Origin of the sequence: Nocardiopsis sp. YSL2, from assembly GCF_030555055.1 — a bacterium.
GTDB lineage: Bacteria > Actinomycetota > Actinomycetes > Streptosporangiales > Streptosporangiaceae > Nocardiopsis.
The window spans coordinates 5663539-5680501 of the sequence record NZ_JAMOAO010000001.1 but is presented as its reverse complement, the minus strand read 5'-3'; the positions used below and the strand labels follow the sequence as shown (position 1 = coordinate 5680501).

16 protein-coding genes are annotated in these 16963 nt (G+C 73.6%); 10 read left to right on the top strand and 6 right to left on the bottom strand.

The window, feature by feature from the left end; translation table 11 throughout:
• Positions 1-34 precede the first annotated feature (34 nt).
• Positions 35-457 carry a hypothetical protein gene (locus M1P99_RS25085; RefSeq protein WP_304455041.1) on the bottom strand — a complete coding sequence of 141 codons (423 nt, stop codon included), beginning with the start codon at positions 455-457 and terminating at the stop codon, positions 35-37.
• 41 nt (positions 458-498) lie between these two features.
• Positions 499-1449 (bottom strand): hypothetical protein, encoded by a 951-nt coding sequence (locus M1P99_RS25080; protein WP_304455040.1) that lies wholly within the window; start codon positions 1447-1449, stop codon positions 499-501.
• 128 nt (positions 1450-1577) lie between these two features.
• Here M1P99_RS25080 and M1P99_RS25075 point away from each other — a divergent pair, with 128 nt between their 5' ends.
• A complete protein-coding gene (locus M1P99_RS25075) occupies positions 1578-2573 on the top strand; it encodes a DUF5937 family protein (RefSeq protein WP_304455039.1) in 996 nt (331 codons plus the stop codon).
• Positions 2574-2697: 124 nt separating this feature from the next.
• A complete protein-coding gene (locus M1P99_RS25070) occupies positions 2698-3297 on the top strand; it encodes a bifunctional 2-polyprenyl-6-hydroxyphenol methylase/3-demethylubiquinol 3-O-methyltransferase UbiG (protein ID WP_304455038.1) in 600 nt (199 codons plus the stop codon).
• A 103-nt stretch (positions 3298-3400) separates the two neighbouring features.
• Here the strand turns inward: M1P99_RS25070 and M1P99_RS25065 are convergent, their stop codons facing one another.
• Complete coding sequence (locus M1P99_RS25065) at positions 3401-4213, bottom strand: thioesterase family protein (RefSeq protein WP_304455037.1); 813 nt, start codon at positions 4211-4213, stop codon at positions 3401-3403.
• Positions 4214-4329: 116 nt separating this feature from the next.
• Between M1P99_RS25065 and M1P99_RS25060 the strand changes: the two genes are divergently transcribed.
• Positions 4330-5100: a MerR family transcriptional regulator gene (locus M1P99_RS25060; RefSeq protein WP_304455036.1), complete on the top strand. Its 771-nt coding sequence runs from the start codon at positions 4330-4332 to the stop codon at positions 5098-5100.
• 27 nt (positions 5101-5127) lie between these two features.
• Here M1P99_RS25060 and M1P99_RS25055 read toward each other — a convergent pair whose 3' ends face one another.
• Positions 5128-5943 carry an SDR family oxidoreductase gene (locus M1P99_RS25055; protein WP_304455035.1) on the bottom strand — a complete coding sequence of 272 codons (816 nt, stop codon included), beginning with the start codon at positions 5941-5943 and terminating at the stop codon, positions 5128-5130.
• Between the two features lie 151 nt (positions 5944-6094).
• Between M1P99_RS25055 and M1P99_RS25050 the strand changes: the two genes are divergently transcribed.
• Both M1P99_RS25050 and M1P99_RS25045 read left to right on the top strand, forming a co-directional pair.
• The gene (locus tag M1P99_RS25050; protein WP_304455034.1) at positions 6095-6628 is read left to right on the top strand and encodes an NUDIX hydrolase; all 534 of its coding nucleotides are present in this window, start codon (positions 6095-6097) and stop codon (positions 6626-6628) included.
• Between the two features lie 68 nt (positions 6629-6696).
• Positions 6697-7266, top strand: a complete 570-nt coding sequence (locus M1P99_RS25045; RefSeq protein WP_304455033.1) for a hypothetical protein — start codon at positions 6697-6699, stop codon at positions 7264-7266.
• 169 nt (positions 7267-7435) lie between these two features.
• Here the strand turns inward: M1P99_RS25045 and M1P99_RS25040 are convergent, their stop codons facing one another.
• Positions 7436-7660, bottom strand: coding sequence for a hypothetical protein (locus M1P99_RS25040; protein ID WP_304455032.1), 225 nt, complete (start codon positions 7658-7660; stop codon positions 7436-7438).
• A gap of 184 nt (positions 7661-7844) precedes the next feature.
• Between M1P99_RS25040 and M1P99_RS25035 the strand changes: the two genes are divergently transcribed.
• The 4 genes from M1P99_RS25035 (at position 7845) to M1P99_RS25020 (ending at position 13250) form a co-directional block, all read left to right on the top strand.
• Positions 7845-8018, top strand: coding sequence for a hypothetical protein (locus M1P99_RS25035; RefSeq protein WP_304455031.1), 174 nt, complete (start codon positions 7845-7847; stop codon positions 8016-8018).
• Between the two features lie 202 nt (positions 8019-8220).
• A complete protein-coding gene (locus M1P99_RS25030) occupies positions 8221-9630 on the top strand; it encodes an MFS transporter (protein WP_304455030.1) in 1410 nt (469 codons plus the stop codon).
• Positions 9627-11720, top strand: a complete 2094-nt coding sequence (locus M1P99_RS25025; RefSeq protein ID WP_304455029.1) for a molybdopterin oxidoreductase family protein — start codon at positions 9627-9629, stop codon at positions 11718-11720. Before M1P99_RS25030 ends, M1P99_RS25025 begins: the two co-directional genes overlap by 4 nt.
• A 72-nt stretch (positions 11721-11792) precedes the next feature.
• Entirely contained in the window at positions 11793-13250 is a 1458-nt protein-coding gene (locus M1P99_RS25020; RefSeq protein WP_304455028.1) for an FAD-dependent oxidoreductase, read from the top strand.
• A gap of 86 nt (positions 13251-13336) precedes the next feature.
• Here the strand turns inward: M1P99_RS25020 and M1P99_RS25015 are convergent, their stop codons facing one another.
• Positions 13337-13825, bottom strand: coding sequence for a DUF1772 domain-containing protein (locus M1P99_RS25015; protein ID WP_304455027.1), 489 nt, complete (start codon positions 13823-13825; stop codon positions 13337-13339).
• A gap of 195 nt (positions 13826-14020) precedes the next feature.
• Here M1P99_RS25015 and M1P99_RS25010 point away from each other — a divergent pair, with 195 nt between their 5' ends.
• Positions 14021-16897 carry a LuxR family transcriptional regulator gene (locus M1P99_RS25010; RefSeq protein ID WP_304455026.1) on the top strand — a complete coding sequence of 959 codons (2877 nt, stop codon included), beginning with the start codon at positions 14021-14023 and terminating at the stop codon, positions 16895-16897.
• Positions 16898-16963 lie beyond the last annotated feature (66 nt).

Below are 16963 nucleotides of genomic sequence, written 5' to 3'. Positions count from 1 at the left end.
GGGCCGTGCCGGCCCGCCCCGGGCGGCGCACCGGTCACAGGTTGACCCACATGTGGGAGGAGATGTTGTTGTTCAGCGACTGGCCGGAACCGGCCCCGGTGTTGCGGTCGAAGGTCCACCGGCTGAGGTTGGCCAGGCCCACACCGTTGTGCACGCCCCGGTAGGCGCCGGAGTGGTTGAGCCCCCAGTAGACCCGCACATCGTCGTAGTCGCCCGGGTAGCCGTTGTTCCACAGCGAGGACGTGGTGTTGCGGCACCGCCCCCAGTTCTTGGAGTCGCCCGACCAGGAGGCGCAGTAGCGCTGGTAGTTGTAGTCGTAGTAGGCGTACAGCCTGCCGTCGGCGGCTGCGGCCTCGGTGTAGGGCCGGGCCTCCTCGGCCTGGGCGGCGGGGGCGTGGAACAGGGTCGCTGCGGTGATCGCCGCGGCGACCAGGGCCGTCATACGGGTGGTCCTCATGGTGTCTGCCTTTCTTGCCGTGTGCGTTACACCTCCGGGGCTCACCCCCGGTGTTCGGGGCCCGGGGTCCGCTCCGCCTCGGCGACGAGGGCGCGGGCCCGGGGCAGGGCGTCCAGTCGCAGACGCCGCTGTGTCTCCAGCGCGGAGCTGTGGCGCTCGCGCAGTCGCTGTCCGTGCTCTTCGTCCAGGGCCGCCGCGGTCCGGGCCAGCCCGGAGTCCAAGGCGCACCGCGCCTCGTCCTGTGCGAGCCCGATCTCCTCCTGCCGTGGCAGGGGGTCCTGCGGGGGAGGCAGGGCGGCGCGCAGCTCGGTCGGTGTGGCGTGGTCGTGTCCGGCGGCGCGCATGCAGTCCGCCCAGGGCCGCACGGCCTCCTGGTAGCGCGGATCGTCGATCACGTGCTGGTGGCGCAGCGCGGGAAGGGCGTCGGCGGTGGTGCGGGCCTGGAACCAGGAGTCCAGATCGCCGTAGAGCTCCCTGTCGGCCTGCGACTGGCACCCCTGGTCGCTGCGCGTGAGTTCCATGCCGTCGGGGGCGGTCGCCGTCAAACCGACAGGCGCGGGCCCGTTGGCGGCCACCAGCGCCCGGGCCCGGAGCTCGGGGGGCAGGCTCTCGAAGTAGCGCGCGTTGGGGTCGTTCTCGCGCCGTTCCGCGGCCTCGCGTTGAAGTTCGGTCCCGTAGCCGTGCTCGGAGGCCCATTCGGGATCGTCGATGACGTAAAGGAACTGCTCAATATCGGTGACGGCACGGTCCGAAACGATCTGGTATTCGAATCCGCGGGCTTCCATGCATTCTCTGAGCAGGAGTTGGCCGGCCCTCTCCAGCAGGCTCTCCTCCTCAGCCGTCACCTCGCGTGCTCGGGCGTTCGGATCCTCCTGGGCTGCGGAGCAGGAGACGACGAGCAGGCCGGCCAGGGCCACGACGACGAGGGAGGCGCGAGGGGATCCTGCTCGGGCTCCCCGGCGCATGGCGTGTCCGAACACCGCTTCTTTCATCGAATTCCCTTCCTGTCCGGCGCCACTCAACCTTCGCTGCTCTCTCGGTTATTATTAGCATTCGCTTTCAGATGCGTGCACACGTTTTCCTTCTGGCGACAACATCACCGGAAGCGGGAAAGTCCGAAATGCCAAGAAACAGCGCAAACCTGCGCATTCATTTCAGCAGTGACGACCTCATGCGTCTGCGCCTGGCCGACTCCGCCCATTCCATGTGGGAGACCCTCAACAGCCTGCACATGCTGCAGCACAGGCAGGGCGCCCTGTTCTTCGACGCGTGGCGCGCGGCCGTGCACCGCGCGATGCTGGACGGCGGCCCCGGGGAACGCGCGCTGCGGCTGCTGTTGGCGCTGGCCCCCTACGGCAACTACTGCCCCGACTTCCTCACCCCGACCGAACCGGACCCCGACCTCGGGATCGAGTCCGTGCTGAGCACACCGGTGCCCCGGGTCCAGGAGGAGCTGGACACGCTGGCCGCCCACGCCCGCTCCCCCTCGCCACTGGGCTGGCTGGCCTCGGGGGAGGCCGGGTCCATGCGCCTGCTCGGCGGCGCCCTGCGCACCTACCACCGGGCGGCGCTCGCGCCGTTCTGGACGCGGATCCGCGCCCAGGTGCACACGGACCTGGCGCACCGGGCGCGCGCCCTGCGCGAGGGGGGCTCCGAAGCGCTCCTGGCCTCCCTGGGCCCCACCGCGCGCTGGAGTCGGCCCGTCCTGGAGATCGACTACCCCTTCGAGCGCGGACTCCACCTGCGGGGGCGCGGCCTGCTCCTGGTACCGTCCTTCTTCTGCTGGGGCAGGCCCGTGGCACTCGCCGACCCCGGCCTCCCGCCCGTACTGGTCCACCCGATCGAACACACCCTGGACTGGGCACGACCGGCTCCGCGCTCCGCCGGGCTCGCGCCGCTCCTGGGGTCCACGCGCTCACGGCTGCTGGAGATGGTGGCCGAGGGCGGGACCTGCACCACGACGGGCCTGGCCCGCAGGCTCACCGTCTCCCCGGCTACGGCGAGCAAGCACCTGAACGTGCTCCGCGAGGCCCACCTGGTCCAGAGCCGCCAGGAGGGCCGGTACGTGCTGCACAGCGCCACCGCCCTGGGCCTGGGACTGCTGCGCAGGCCCTGAGTACTCACGCACCCGCCCTCACTTTGCTCATTCGGCAAAGTACTTTGTCACCGAAGGCACGTGTGGCGGAAGGTCGAAGGGGTGGTCGCGTGATCACCTCGAACCGCCACGAAGGACGAGGACCATGGACGCTCGCTACTGGGACGAGAAGTACGGCCGCCGCGAACGGCTCTTCAGCGGCTCCCCCAACGGCGTGCTCGTGACCGAGGCCGCCGGCCTCGAACCCGGCCAGGCACTCGACGCGGGCTGCGGCGAGGGCGCCGACGCCCTCTGGCTGGCCCGCCACGGATGGCTGGTCACCGCCGTCGACATCTCGCTGGTCGCCCTGGCCCGCGCCCGCGAGGCGACCGGGGACCTGGCCGACCGCGTGGCGTGGGCGCGGGCCGACCTGACCGCGGTCCCGCCGCCCGCCCGCGCGTTCGACCTGGTCTCGATCCAGTACTTCCCGCTGCCCAAGCAGCCGGACCACACCGCGCTACACGGCCTGCTGGCCGCGGTGGCCCCCGGCGGCACCCTGCTCGTGGTCGGCCACGGCCCCACCGACCCGCCACACCACGAGAACGGATTCGACCCGGCCGACCACTACGCGCCCTCCGACATCGCCGCGCACCTGGGCGAGGACTGGACGGTCCTGGTCGACGAGAGCCGCCCGCGCACCGCGCCCGCACCGGCGGGCACCCGACCCACCCACGACGCCGTCCTGCGCGCCCGGCGCCTGCGGTAGGCCACGGACGTCGGTGCGCCCGGGCCCCGTGAGGACGCCCCCTGACGACCGCGGGCCCCCGACCGGCGCGCGGTCGAGGGCCCATGGCGGCAGCAGCGCGGACTCACAGCAGCATGGCCAGCTGGCGCGCCTGGGCCACCAGCGTGCCCTGGCAGTCCCAGATCTCCATGTCCTCCTCGTGCAGGCCGCCGGCGACGTGCTTGGTGAACACGCGGCAGGCCAGCCACCCCGGAGCGGGCCGAGCGCGCACGTGCACGGTCAGCTCCACCGTGATGGTGCTGAACTCACCGATCTCCAGGACGGCGGGGATGGCGAAGTCCACCATGGCCGCCAGAGAGGCCGTGTCGGCCTCACGGCCGTCGGCGAAGCGCATCCAGAACTCGTTGTGGGGCCGCCCGTCCTTGTGGCCGTCCAGCCACCGGGGCCGCTCGGGGAAGCGGTAGTCCACGCGTTGGGCGATGCTCACGCCCTCGGCGCTGTCGAACTCCGGCAGGACCGGGCAGTCCTCGGGCGCGGGCAGCCGCGGCGGCCCCTCCAGGGCCAGAACCCTGGCGCCGGGGTCGGGGGAGAGGTCGCCGTAGGTGGCGGTGGCGCGCACGATCTCCTTGCCGCCCTGCTCCAGGACGGTCTCACCCGTGGCCGTGCGGCGACCCTCCCGAATGGTCCGGGTGCGCACGTCGGCGGCGCCGGGCGCGGCCGGGCGCAGGAAGAAGGCGGAGGCGACCAGGGGATCGGGCTGGCTGAGGGTCTGGCTCAGGGCGTTGAGCGCGGTGCCCAGGACGTAGCCGCCGTTGGGGTGGGTGGTGAAGGTGGTCCAGCCGTCGGTGAGTGCGGCGGTGAACACGCCGTCGTCGCGCTTGTCGACGCGGGTGTCCCGGTCGTACTCGAACTCGGCGGCGGATTGGTCAAGGCTCATGCCCTCATGTTACTCGTCGGTAGGTTGTGGCGGTGCACCGCGCCCACCACCGTTTGACCCTCACGCCGCGTCAGGCTCTAGCGTCGTACACACGTCACCACCAGTGGGGGAGACCGTTGGAACACACCGTCGGCGAGGTCGCGCGGATGAGCGGGCAGACCGTGCGAACACTGCACCACTACGACCGGATCGGACTGCTCGTGCCCGCCGGACGCACCGCGTCGGGATACCGCCACTACAGCGACGACGACGTGGAACGGCTCCGGCAGATCCTCACCTACCGCGAACTCGGCTTCGGACTGGACCGGATCGCCGAGATCCTCGACGACCCCGGCGCCGACACCCGTACCCACCTGGCCCGCCAGCACGCGTTGGTGACCCAGCGCATCGAACGGCTGCGCGCGATCGCACGCGGCCTCGAACACCTGATGGAGGCCGACACCATGCACCTCGACCTGACCGCCGCGGAACGCCTCGAACTCTTCGGCGACTTCGACGTCGACGCCCACGCCGAGGAGGCGCGTCGGCGCTGGGGCGGCGACGCCTTCGCCGAGTCCCAGCGCCGCGCGGGCTCCTACACCAAAGCCGACTGGGACCGGCACAACGCCGAGGCCGACGAGATCTACCGCGCCCTGGCCGGACTCCTGGCCGAGGGCGCGCCCGCCGACGGCCAGGCCGCCATGGACCTGGCCGAGCGGCACCGCGCGCACATCACCCTCTGGTTCTACGATTGCACCACCGAGATCCACCGCGGCCTCGGGGAGCTGTACGCCTCCGACGAGCGCTTCACCGCCACCGTCGACGCCCACGCCCAGGGGCTGAGCACCTTCCTGCGCGAGGCCTTCGCCGCCAACGCCGACCGCCAGGAGGCACGCCGGGACCGCTGACCGGACACCGCCGGCCCGCCCGATCGCCTAGTAGTCCCGCCAGGCCGGGGCCGCGTCCGCGGCGTAGTCCGCGAAGTCCTTGGGCGCGCGCCCCGTCACGCGCAGCACGTCCCCACCCGGTTCGGCGTCGCCCATGGCCCTCAGCGCCGCGAACGCCTGCGCCGCGCCCCGCGCCTCCTCCTCCGGCAGGCCGGCCACGACCTGCTCGCGCACGAACGCCTCCGGATCGCCCTCGAACACCACCGGATACCCGGCCGCGGCGCTGATCGCCTCGGCGGCCTCCCCGAACGTCAGCGCACGCGGCCCCGTGACCTCGTACACACGGCCCGCGTGCCCGCCTCCGGTCAGCGCCGCGGCCGCCACCGCCGCGATGTCACCCGCGTCCACGAACGCCTGCCGCACCCCGCCCACCGGCAGGGTGATGCGCCCGGCGCGCACCGACTCGCGGAAGAACCCCTCGTCGAAGTTCTGGTCGAACCAGTCGCAGCGCAGCACCGTCCAGTCCGCGCCGCTCCCGCGCACCGTGCGCTCGGCCGCCAGCAGGCGCTGGTCGCCCATCTCCTCGATCGCCCGGCTCGACAGCAGGACCACACGCCGCACACCCTGGTCCACCGCCAAGCGCACGAACGCCGGATCCACCGGCACTCCGTCCGGCGCCATCAGGTACACGGCGCCCGCCCCGTCGAGCGCGCCCTCCCACGTGCCGGGCTCGGACCAGTCGAACGGCACCCTGCCGCGCCGCGAAGCCGCCCGCACGGGATAGCCCTGGGCGCCCAGGAGTTCGGCCACCCGCCGCCCGGTGGTCCCGGTGGCCCCCAGCACGAGAATCGGTTGTTCACTCATGCGACCACCCAAGCATCCGGAGGCGACGATCGCGACGACCCGGGGACGGACCGTCAACGGCCCGCGTGGCGACGCACCGTCGCGGGCACGGGAGGAGCAGTGCCGTGGACGCCCGCCGGGTCCACGCATCCGCCTGAGGGGGAGACCGCCTGTGCGCTGGACCGTCCATTCGGAGAAGTCGCTCTACACCGACCCCTGGATCGACCTGCGGGTCGCCGAGGTCGAACTGCCCGGAGGCCGGCGCATCGCCCACCGCCTGCTGCGCCGACCGCCCGGGGCGGGGGTCGTGGTGTGCGACGACCGCGACCGGGTGCTGCTGCTGTGGCGGCACCGGTTCATCCCCGACACCTGGGGCTACGAGATCCCCATGGGCGGCGTCCTGCCGGGGGAGAGCGCGATGCGGGCCGCGGCCCGGGAGACCGAGGAGGAGACCGGCTGGCGGCCGGGCCCCCTGCGCCCGCTGCTGTACACCCAGCCCTCCAACGGCCTCACCGACAGCGAGCACCACATCTTCCTGGCCGACTCCGCCGAGCGCGTGGGCGCCCCCGCCGACCACTGGGAGGCCGAGCGGATCACCTGGCTGCCGCTGGCACGGGTGCCGGAACTGATCAGGGAGCGCACGCTGGTGAGCGGCACGTCGATGAACGCCCTGCTGTACCTGTACGCCACACGGCCGCGGCCCTGACCGGGCCAGGCCCTGGGGCCGCGCAAACCGGCTGGCGACGCCGCCCGCGGGCCGGTTACCCTGCGGCCATGGAACCCGCACCCGCACCCGCGCACCGCCGCGGCGCCGGCCTGGCCCGCGCCCTGGCGCGGATCGCCGCGGAGGTGGAGCTGGCCTGGTCCACCTCGTGCGCGCAGTGGGAGGTCGAACCGGGCGGTGCGGCCGAGGCCGACCTGGCCCGCCTGGTGGCGGAGGGGCCCGACCAGTTCGACTGGCGCGTCGTGGACGCCGCGCTGGAACGGTTGCCCTGTCCCGCATGCGGTCGGGCACTGGGTTCGGGCGAGAAGGGCTGCGCCCCCTGCGACGAGGCCAACGGCTACCGCTACGCGGCCCGCGAGACCGACCGTCCCGGCGTCCCTCCGGGCCACGAACACGCCGTGCGCGTGGGCTGGGCGGTGTGCCGCCACCCGCACCGGTACTCGCCGCGCGCGGTCTGCGGGTGGGAGCTGGGGCTGCCCGAGATCCACGCCGGGCACCTGCCCACCACCGCGCGGGCCCAGGCCGCCCGGGCCCTGATCAACCACCTCACCGACGCCGAGGTCGAGCGCGTCACCTCTTTGGAAGAGGTGGCGGACCTGGCTGGACGCCGCACCGCCTGAAGCCGGCGGCGCCCGGCGGCGCCTCCAGGTCCTCGCGCAGGACCACGGCCACCGTGGCGGACGGGTATGCGGCCGGCGGTGTGAACCCGCCTCAGAGCACGACCACCGCGTCGCGGCGGCGCGCCCGCTCGGCGGCGTCGGCCAGGCGGGGGCGGCGGGCCAGCTCGGCCTAGCCGGTGAAGGCGTGCTCCTCGCCGATCCCCCAGGCCCGGGCCAGGTGCTCGCGCCGCCGCCGGTCCGGTTCGGCCACGGCCACGACCCGTACCCGCTCCGCGCCGATCTCGGCGGCCAAGCGCGCGTAGGCGCGCCCCCGTGCCCCGGCCCCCACCACGGCGAGGGCGAGCGGCCTGCCCAGCGGCGCTCCGAGGTGGTCGGTGAGGTTGGGGTGGTCCATCGCGGCGGGCTCCGATCGTTCCGGCCTCGGGCGGCTGTCGGCACGATAGCGCCTCGGGGGTGCTCCCACCGGTGGTTCGGGCACATCGCTCCCGCAGGCCCGGCCACCCCGGGCGCCAAGGCGGGAACCCCCGCCGCACCGCACACGTCCAACCATCCGACACCGCTTCGACCGGGGAAGGCGCATGAGGAACTGGAAGCCGGGCAAGGGGATGGCCCTCGGACTGATTCTGGGCGCGGCCGTCGGGCTGTCCCTGGACAACATCGCCATCGGTATCGCCATCGGTCTCGCGCTGGGCACGGCCTTGGACGCCGGCACGCGCAACAGACAGCGGGGCCAGGGGCCCGACGGCCGGTGACCCGCCAGGGTGCGCAAGAACACACCGGGCGTGAAACGTGGGTGCTACATGCCTGATTGCGCTCGTAACATGGGGTTCTCACCGCGGTCGACGCCCCTGGGTGAGGCGACTGTTTCTTGTGTGTTACGGCTGGACATGTCGCGGACACGCAAGCTTCCTACCTTCGGTTTTGTCACCAACCGTCGAACAGGAAGGCCCGGTCGTGACCCCCGAGACTGGCCAACGCGCCGCCCGCACAGGAAAGAGCTGGATCACCGACTGGGATCCGGAGAACGACACCTTCTGGCAGGAGAAGGGGCGCCCCGTCGCCAAGCGCAACCTGTGGGCCTCGATCTTCTCCGAGCACATCGGATTCTCCATCTGGAGCATCTGGTCGGTACTCGTCCTGTTCATGACCCCCGCCACCGGCTTCGACTGGGCGCCTGAGCAGAAGTTCCTGCTGGTGTCCGTGGTCGCCTTCGTCGGCGCGGTCCTGCGCGTGCCCTACACCCTGGCCGTGCCCTTCTTCGGCGGCCGCAACTGGACGATCATCTCCTCCACGATGCTGCTGGTCCCCACCGGCCTGGCCGTCTTCCTCATCCAGGCACCGCAGACGCCCTACTGGCTCTTCCTGGTCCTGGCGGCCGTCGCCGGCATCGGCGGCGGCAACTTCTCCTCCTCCATGGCCAACATCAACTTCTACTTCCCCGAGAAGGAGAAGGGGTGGGCCCTGGGCATGAACGCCGGCGGGGGCAACATCGGCGTGGCCACCGTCCAGCTGGTCGGCCTCGGCGTCATCGCGCTGTTCACCGCACAGGCCGGACACTTCGTCCCGCTGTTCTACGTGCCGTTCATCCTGCTCGCGATCTGGGTCGCGATCCGCCACATGAACAACCTCGCCGGTGCCCGCAGCGACGCCTCCGCCCAGCTCGCCGCGACGAAGGACCGCCACTTCTGGATCATGTCCTTCCTCTACGTCGGCACGTTCGGCTCCTTCATCGGCTTCGGGTTCGCCTTCGGCCTGCTGCTGCAGAACCAGTTCGGCCTCGAGCCCCTGCAGGCCGCCTCCATCACCTTCCTCGGCCCCGCGATCGGCTCGCTCATCCGCCCGATCGGCGGCAAGATGGCCGACCGCTTCGGCGGGGCGCGCGTGACCCTGTGGAACTTCGTCGCCATGGTCGCCGGCACCGGCGTGGTCGTCGCCGCCATCAACGCCGACTCCTTGGCCGTGTTCATCGGCGCCTTCTGCGTCGTGTTCGTCCTGACCGGGATCGGCAACGGCTCCACCTACAAGATGATCCCCTCCATCTACGCCGCCAAGGCGCAGAACGCCATCGCCCAGGGCGCCCCCCGCGAGGAGACCCTCTCCTACAACAAGCGCATCGCCAGCTCCATGCTCGGCCTGATCGGCGCGATGGGCGCCATGGGCGGCGTCGCCATCAACCTCGTCTTCCGCGAGTCCTTCCGCGCCACCGAGTCGGCCGCCCCCGGCTTCATCGCCTTCCTGGTCTTCTACACGGTGTGCGCTTTCATCACCTACGCCGTCTACATGCGCACCCCCGGCCTCGCCACACCCCCCTCCTCCCGCCCCCAGCCCGCCCAGACCGGCACCACGGAGACCGTCGCACGATGACCCAAGGCACGAGCACCCAGACCCACTGCCCCTACTGCGCCCTCCAGTGCGCCATGCACCTGGAAACCGGACCAGACGGACGGCTCGCCGCCCGCCCGGCGGACTTCCCCACCAACCGGGGAGGCCTGTGCCGCAAGGGGTGGACCTCCGCCGAGGTGCTCACCGTGCCCGACCGCCTCACCCGGCCGCTGATGCGCAAGGACCGCGGTTCCCCGCTCACCGAGGTGGACTGGGACACCGCACTGGACCACATCGCCGAACGCCTGCTCGCCCTCCGGGCGGAGTCGGGTCCCGACACGGTGGCGGTGTTCGGCAGCGGCGGCCTGACCAACGAGAAGTCCTACACCCTGGGCAAGTTCGCCCGCCTGGCCCTGGCCACCTCCCAGATCGACTACAACGGCCGGTTCTGCATGTCCTCGGCCGCGGCCGGCTCCACCAAGGCCTTCGGGCTGGACCGCGGGATGCCCTTCCCGCTCACCGACGTCGGCCAGGCCGAGGTGGTCGTGCTCGCCGGGGCCAACCCGGCCGAGACCATGCCGCCCATGATGGGCCACCTGTCGGCACCCACCCTGATCGTCATCGACCCGCGCCGCTCGGCCACCGCCCGCGTCGCCCTGGACAACGGCGGCGTGCACCTGGCGCCCCGCCCCGGCACCGACCTGGCCCTGGCCCTGGGACTACTGCACGCCGCCCGCATCCAGGGCTGGGTCGACGACGACTACGTCGCCCGCCGCACCGCCGGCTTCGACCGCGCCTGGGAGCACGCCGCCGCCTGGTGGCCCGAACGCACCGAGCAGGTCACCGGCGTCCCGGCCGGCCGCATCCGCGCCGCCGCCGACCTGCTCGGGCAGGCCGCCCGCAACCGGTCCGCCTACATCCTCAGCGGACGCGGGACCGAACAGCACGCCAAGGGCACCGACACCGTCTCGGCGTGGATCAACCTGGCCCTGGCCCTGGGACTGCCCGGCCGCCAGGGCTCCGGATACGGGTGCATCACCGGCCAGGGCAACGGCCAGGGCGGCCGCGAGCACGGCCAGAAGGCCGACCAGCTGCCCGGCTACCGCAAGATCGCCGACCCCGACGACCGCGCACACGTGGCGGGCGTGTGGGGCGTGGACCCCGACACCCTGCCAGGCCCCGGCCGCTCGGCCTTCGAGCTCCTGGACGCCCTGGGCGAGGGCGGCGGACCGCGCGCCATGCTCCTGTTCGGCTCCAACCCCGTCGTCTCGGCCCCCGACTCCGAGCGCGTGCGCTCACGCGTGGCCTCCCTGGACTTCCTGGTCGCCGCCGACTTCGTCCTGTCCGAGACCGCCGCGATGGCCGACGTCGTCCTTCCCGTGGCCCAGTGGGCCGAGGAGTCGGGCACCATGACCAACCTCGAAGGCCGCATCCTGCGCCGCAACCGCGCCACCGCGCCCCCCGAAGGCGTGCGCACCGACCTGGAGGTGCTCTCGGCGCTGGCCGCCAGGCTCGGCCAGCCCGCCGAACGCTTCCCCACCGACCCCGACACCGTCCTGGCCGAACTGGGCCGCGCCTCGGCCGGGGGAGCGGCCGACTACTCCGGCGCCACCCCCGAGCGCCTGGAGGACGGCGAAGCCCTCTACTGGCCGGTGCTGCCCGACGCCGCGCCCACCCCGCGCCTGTTCCTGGACGCCTTCGCCCACCCCGACGGACTGGCCCGCTTCGTGGCGGTCGCCCACCGGCCCCCGGCCGAGGACACCGACGAGGACTTCCCGCTGCTGGCCACCACCGGCCGTCTCATGGGCCACTACCAGTCCGGAGCCCAGACCCGCCGCGTCACCGAGCTGCGCACGGCCGAACCCGACGTGTACGTGGAGGTCCACCCCGACACCGCGGCACGCGCCGGAGTCACGGCAGGGGAGTGGGCCACCGTCTCCTCCCGGCGCGGACGCACCCGCGCCCGGGTCCGCCTCGACCACACCGCCCGCCTGGACACGGTGTTCCTGCCCTTCCACTTCGGCGACGAGCACAGCGCCAACAACCTCACCAACCCGGCACTGGACCCCACCAGCCGCATGCCCGAGTTCAAGGTCAGCGCGGTCCGCCTCGAACCCGGACCCGCGTCCTGAGGACCGCAGCACCTTGTCAGACCCGGCCGACGCCGCCCGGGACGCCCACACCCACCCACCTGGAGGCAGTAGTTGAGCACCGTGCAGGGCGCGTCCCCGCGCCAGATCGTGGTCGTCGGCAACGGGATGGTCGGCGCCCGCTTCGCCGAGGAGGTCGCCCGGCTCGACCCTGAGGGGCGGCGCGTCCACGTCACCGTGGTCGGCACCGAACCCCACGCCGCCTACAACCGCGTCCTGCTCTCGGGCGTGGTCGCGGGCGACTACACCCCCGAACAGATCCGCCTGCCCGCACCCGACACCCCCGGCGTCACCATCCGCACCGGCCTGACCGCCACCGCCCTGGACACCGCACAGCGCACGGTGACCCTGGACGACGGCTCCCACCTGCCCTACGACGAACTGGTCATGGCCACGGGCGCACGCGCCTCCTTCCCGCCCGTGACGGGCGTCTCGGCCAAGGACGGGCAGCCCGGCGAAGGCGTGACCGCCCTGCGCGACCTGGCCGACTGCGAACGCCTGCTGTCGCTGGTACGGCCCGGCGCCCCCGTGGTGGTCCTGGGCGGCGGCGTGCTGGGCCTGGAGGCCGCGCGCGGACTGGCCGGACGCGGCGCCCGGGTGTCGGTGGTGGAGTCCTCGCCCTGGATCATGCGCCGCCAGATCGACAAGCCCGCCGCGAAGATCCTGGGCCACCTCTACGAGGACCTGGGCGTGACCGTCCACTCCTGGCGGGTGGCCTCACGGTGGGTCCCGGGCACCGGCCTGGAACTGGACGACGGGCGCGTCCTGCCCGGCGACGTCCTCGTGGTCACCGCGGGAGTGCGCGGCAACACCGAACTCGTCAAGGACGCGGGCATCGAGGTCGAGCACGGCGTGCTGGTCGACGACTTCCTGAGCACCTCCGACCCGCGTGTGCACGCCATCGGCGACTGCGCCCAGCACGCCGGAGGCGGCGCCGGCCTCGTCCAGCCCGGCTGGGAACAGGCCGCCGTCCTGGCCCGGCGCCTCACCGGCACCGAACCCCAGGCCCGCTACACCGGGTCCAGGCCGGTCACCCGCCTCAAGGCCGAGGGGATCGAGCTGACCTCCTTCGGGCAGGTCCACGAGGACGACGACGCCGCAGGCCTGGAGACCGTCACCGTCAGCGACGCGCACGGGGGACGCTACGCCAAGCTCGTGGTCAGCCAGGACAAGGTGGTGGGCGCCGTCCTGCTCGGCTTCCCCGAGGCAGCCGCCACCGTCTCCCAGCTGCACGACACCGGCGCCTCGGTGCCCGCCGACCGCCTGGCCCTGGTCCAGGGGCTGCCCACGGCCACACCGGACGAGGGAGCCCCAGGCACCCCCGAGGCGCTGGTGTGCCGGTGCAACGCCGTCACCCGCACCGACATCGAGCAGGCGTGGCTGGACGGGGCCCGGGACCGGGACGCCATCGCCGCGACCACCCGCGCCACCACCGGGTGCGGCGGGTGCGTGCGCGACGTCAACGCGCTGCTGGCGGGCCTGGACTCCAACGACGCGGCGCCGGTGAGCTGACCCGCGACCGCCGGTGCCCGCCGCGAAGCCATGGCGGCGGGCACAGCGCCCCGGCACAGCCGGCACCACCCGGGGCGGCGGTGCCCTCAGTGCGCGGCGATCGCGATCGCCGCGCACACCAGCGCGGCCAGGGACACCAGCGTGCGCAGGTGGTTCCACCGCACCCACACACCCTCGAAGTCCGCCCGCACCGCCGCGGGGTCACCGATCCGCTCGGCCGGACCGGCCTGCTCCAGGGCGTTGTTGCGCGGCACGTTCACCCCGAAGGTGATCACGTACACGGCCACCAGCAGCACCAGCGCCGACGCCGACCACGCCGCGGCCACCGCCTCACCCGAGCCGGCGTGCAGCACCAGCGCGGCCAGCACCGCCACCGGCGCTCCCACGAACACCACCGCGAACCACGGGTTGAGGATGGCGGCGTTGACACCCCGCATCGCCTCGATCATCGCGCGGTCGCCCGCCCGGCCCAGCCCCGGCATCACCGCGATCGAGAACGCGAAGAACAACCCGGCGAGCAGACCGGCCAGCACCACCGCGAGCACGGGCACCAGCGCATGCATCGTCTCCACCATCCGCGCACCCCCGCCGTGTCCTCCGAAGCGGCCACTATGCCCGATCCGCTGTGGCACACGCCACCCGACCAGCCGCGCGCCCCCAGCGCCACCACACCGACCTGGCCTACCGTTCAGTATCCAAAGCGATCGGGCACCGGATGTCGCCCCAGACCCCCTTTTCCTACCCGCGGTGTCGCTATAACGTCGTCAGGTGTGCGCCTTCCCCCACTCGTCGGCCGTCAACACCACCAACGCCGCCTGCGCGCCGCCGCCGCTCCCGGAGCCCTGCTCCTACTGGCCGGCCCGGCAGGATCGGGCAAGACCCGCCTGGTCCACACCCTGACCGAGGACGCCGACACCACCGTCCTGACCGGACACTGCCCGCCCCGCGCCGAACCCTTCCCCTTCGCCGCCCTGGTCGACGCCCTGCGCCAGGCCACCATCCCCGACGGACTGAGCCCGCTGTGCGGCGCCCTGGCCCCGCTCATCCCCGAACACACCGCCCACCTGCCCCCCGCCCCGCCCCCCGCCCCCACACCCGCCGCCGACCACCACCGCACCTACCGCGCCCTGGCCGAACTCCTGGACGCCCTGGGACCGGCCGTCCTGGTCCTGGAGGACACCCAGTGGATCGACGCCGCCACCCACGACCTGCTGCGCTACCTCACCCCCCGCCTGCCCCCGCACCTGTCCCTGATCCTGACCTACCGCCCCGAGGAACTGCCCCGCTCGGTCCGCCTGGCCGCACTGGCCGCCCGCACACCCCCCGGCACCCGCCACGACGAACTCACCCTGGGCCCGCTCACCGCCGAGGACGTCCACACCCTGGCCGAGCACATCCTGCACCCGCGCCCGGTCACCCGCGCCGACGCCCACCGCCTGAGGGACTGGACCGGCGGCCTGCCCCTGGCCGTCACCCAGACCCTGCACCACCTGGCCGCCACCGCCCCGACCACCCCCGCCGCCGACCCCCTCATCCCCACCCGCCCACCCGTGCCCGCGCCCCTGCGCGACTGGCTCCTGGACCGCGTGCGCTCCCTGGGACGTGACGCCCGCCGCCTGGTCCACGCCGCCAGCGTGCTGGAGGGCCCCGCCCACGAAACGCACCTGGCCCACATCGGCGCCCTACCGCCCGAACGCGCCGACAAAGCCCTCTCCCAAGCCTGCCGCCGCGCCGTGCTCACCACCACCGCCCCCGCCACCCTCACCCTGGCCACACCCCTGCTGCACCAGGTCTGCCACGACCACCTGCGCCAGGACCGGCGCCGCCGCCTGCACCGCGCCGCCCTGGAGGTCCTGGCCCGGACCGAGGACCCGCCCCACGCCCGCCTGGCCCGCCACGCACGCGAAAGCGGCGACCACGACCGGTGGACCGAGCACGCCGCACGCGCCGCCGAACAGGCCCTGGCCGCGGGCGAGGACGCCACCGCCGTCGCCCTGCTGCGCGACGCACTGACCCGCCCCGACCTGCCCGCGCCCCGCCGACGCGACCTGGCCCTGACCCTGGGACGCGCCGCCCTGACCGGCCTGAGCGCCGACCACACCATCACCGTCCTGCGCGACGTGCTGACCACCCCGGGCATGAGCGCCGCCGAACGCGGCGAGCTACGCATGGAACTGGGCCTGCTCCTGCTCAACCAGGCCGCCCGCGGCCGCACCGCCCGCGGCGAACTCGTCCGCGCCGCCACCGAACTCTCCACCCGCCCCGACCTGGCCGCACGCGCCATGTGCGCCCTGGCCGTCCCCCGCTCCACCCCCGACCCCGTCGACACCCACCGCCGCTGGATGGACCAGGCCGTCACCGCCGCCCGCCGCAGCCGCAACCCCGCCACCCCCCAGGTCGTAGCCGTCAACCAGGCCACCCTGCTCGCCCAGATCGGCGACCCCGCCGCCTGGGACGTCCCCCTGCCCGACCCCGGCACCGCACACGGCCACCCCACCCCCGACGTGCTCGCGCGGCGCCGCGAGTTCGCCCGCGGCTCCCTCAACCTCGCCGACGCCGCCGTCATGCTCGGCCACTACGACCGCGCCGACCACCACCTCGACGACGCCGCCCACTGGTCACCGCCCGACCAGACCCCCTACGTACACGCCAGCGCCCACACCCTGCGCCTGATGCTGGACTGGGCGCGCGGGCGGTGGTCCGGCCTGGCCGAGCGCACCGAACGCGACCTGCGCTCACCCCGCCTGGCGCGCCTGCACGCCGTCACCGCCGAACTCACCCTCGTACGCGCCGCCCTGGCCCTGGCCCAGGGCGACCCCGCCACCACCCAAGCCCGCCTGGCCGACCTGTGCGCCGGGGCCGGAGCCGACGACGCCCCCGACTACACCGTGCCCGTGCGGGCCTTCGCCGCGGGCCTGGCCGCACGTCTGGCCACCGCCCAGGGCGACCCCGCCGCCGCCTGGCACCACGTCCAGGACCTGGTCACCCTCGTGGCCAACAAGGGCGTGTGGGTCTGGGCCGCCGACCTGCTGCCCGGACTGTGCGCCCTGATCGCGTGCGGGCGCCGCGCCGTGGCCCGCGACCTGTGCACCCGCTTCTCCGCCGGACTGCGCGGCACCGACGCCCCCGCCGCGCACACCGCCCTGCTGCGCCTGGAAGCGGCCCTGGCCCACGACCAGAGCGACCACGACCGCGCCCTGGCCCTGTACCGAAAGGCCGAGGACCGCTACCTGGACATGCCCCGCCCCTACGACGCCGCCCAGGTCCGGGAGGAGGGCGCCCTCGCCCACCTGGCCCGGCCCGGAGGCCGCGGCACCGCCGCGGGCCTGACCGCCCTGCACGCCGCACTGGAGCAGTACACCGCCCTGGGCGCCGCCTGGGACGCCGCCCGCGTACGGCGCGCCCTGCGCTCCCACGGCGTGCACACCGTCACCGGTACCGGGCGCGGGCGCCGCGGCACCCGCCTGTCCCCGCGCGAGGGCGAGATCGCCGCACTGGCCGCCCAGGGCCGCACCAACCGCGAGATCGCCGCCCTGCTCCACCTGTCGCCGCGCACCGTGGAGACCCACGTGGCCAACGCGCTGGGCAAACTCGGGCTGCGCTCGCGCCGCGAACTGACCGCCCCCACCGACACCGCGCCTACGTAGCCGCCCCACCACCCCCGAACTACGTAGCGACTACGTATTGTCCGGCCACGGTGAGCCACGGACGAT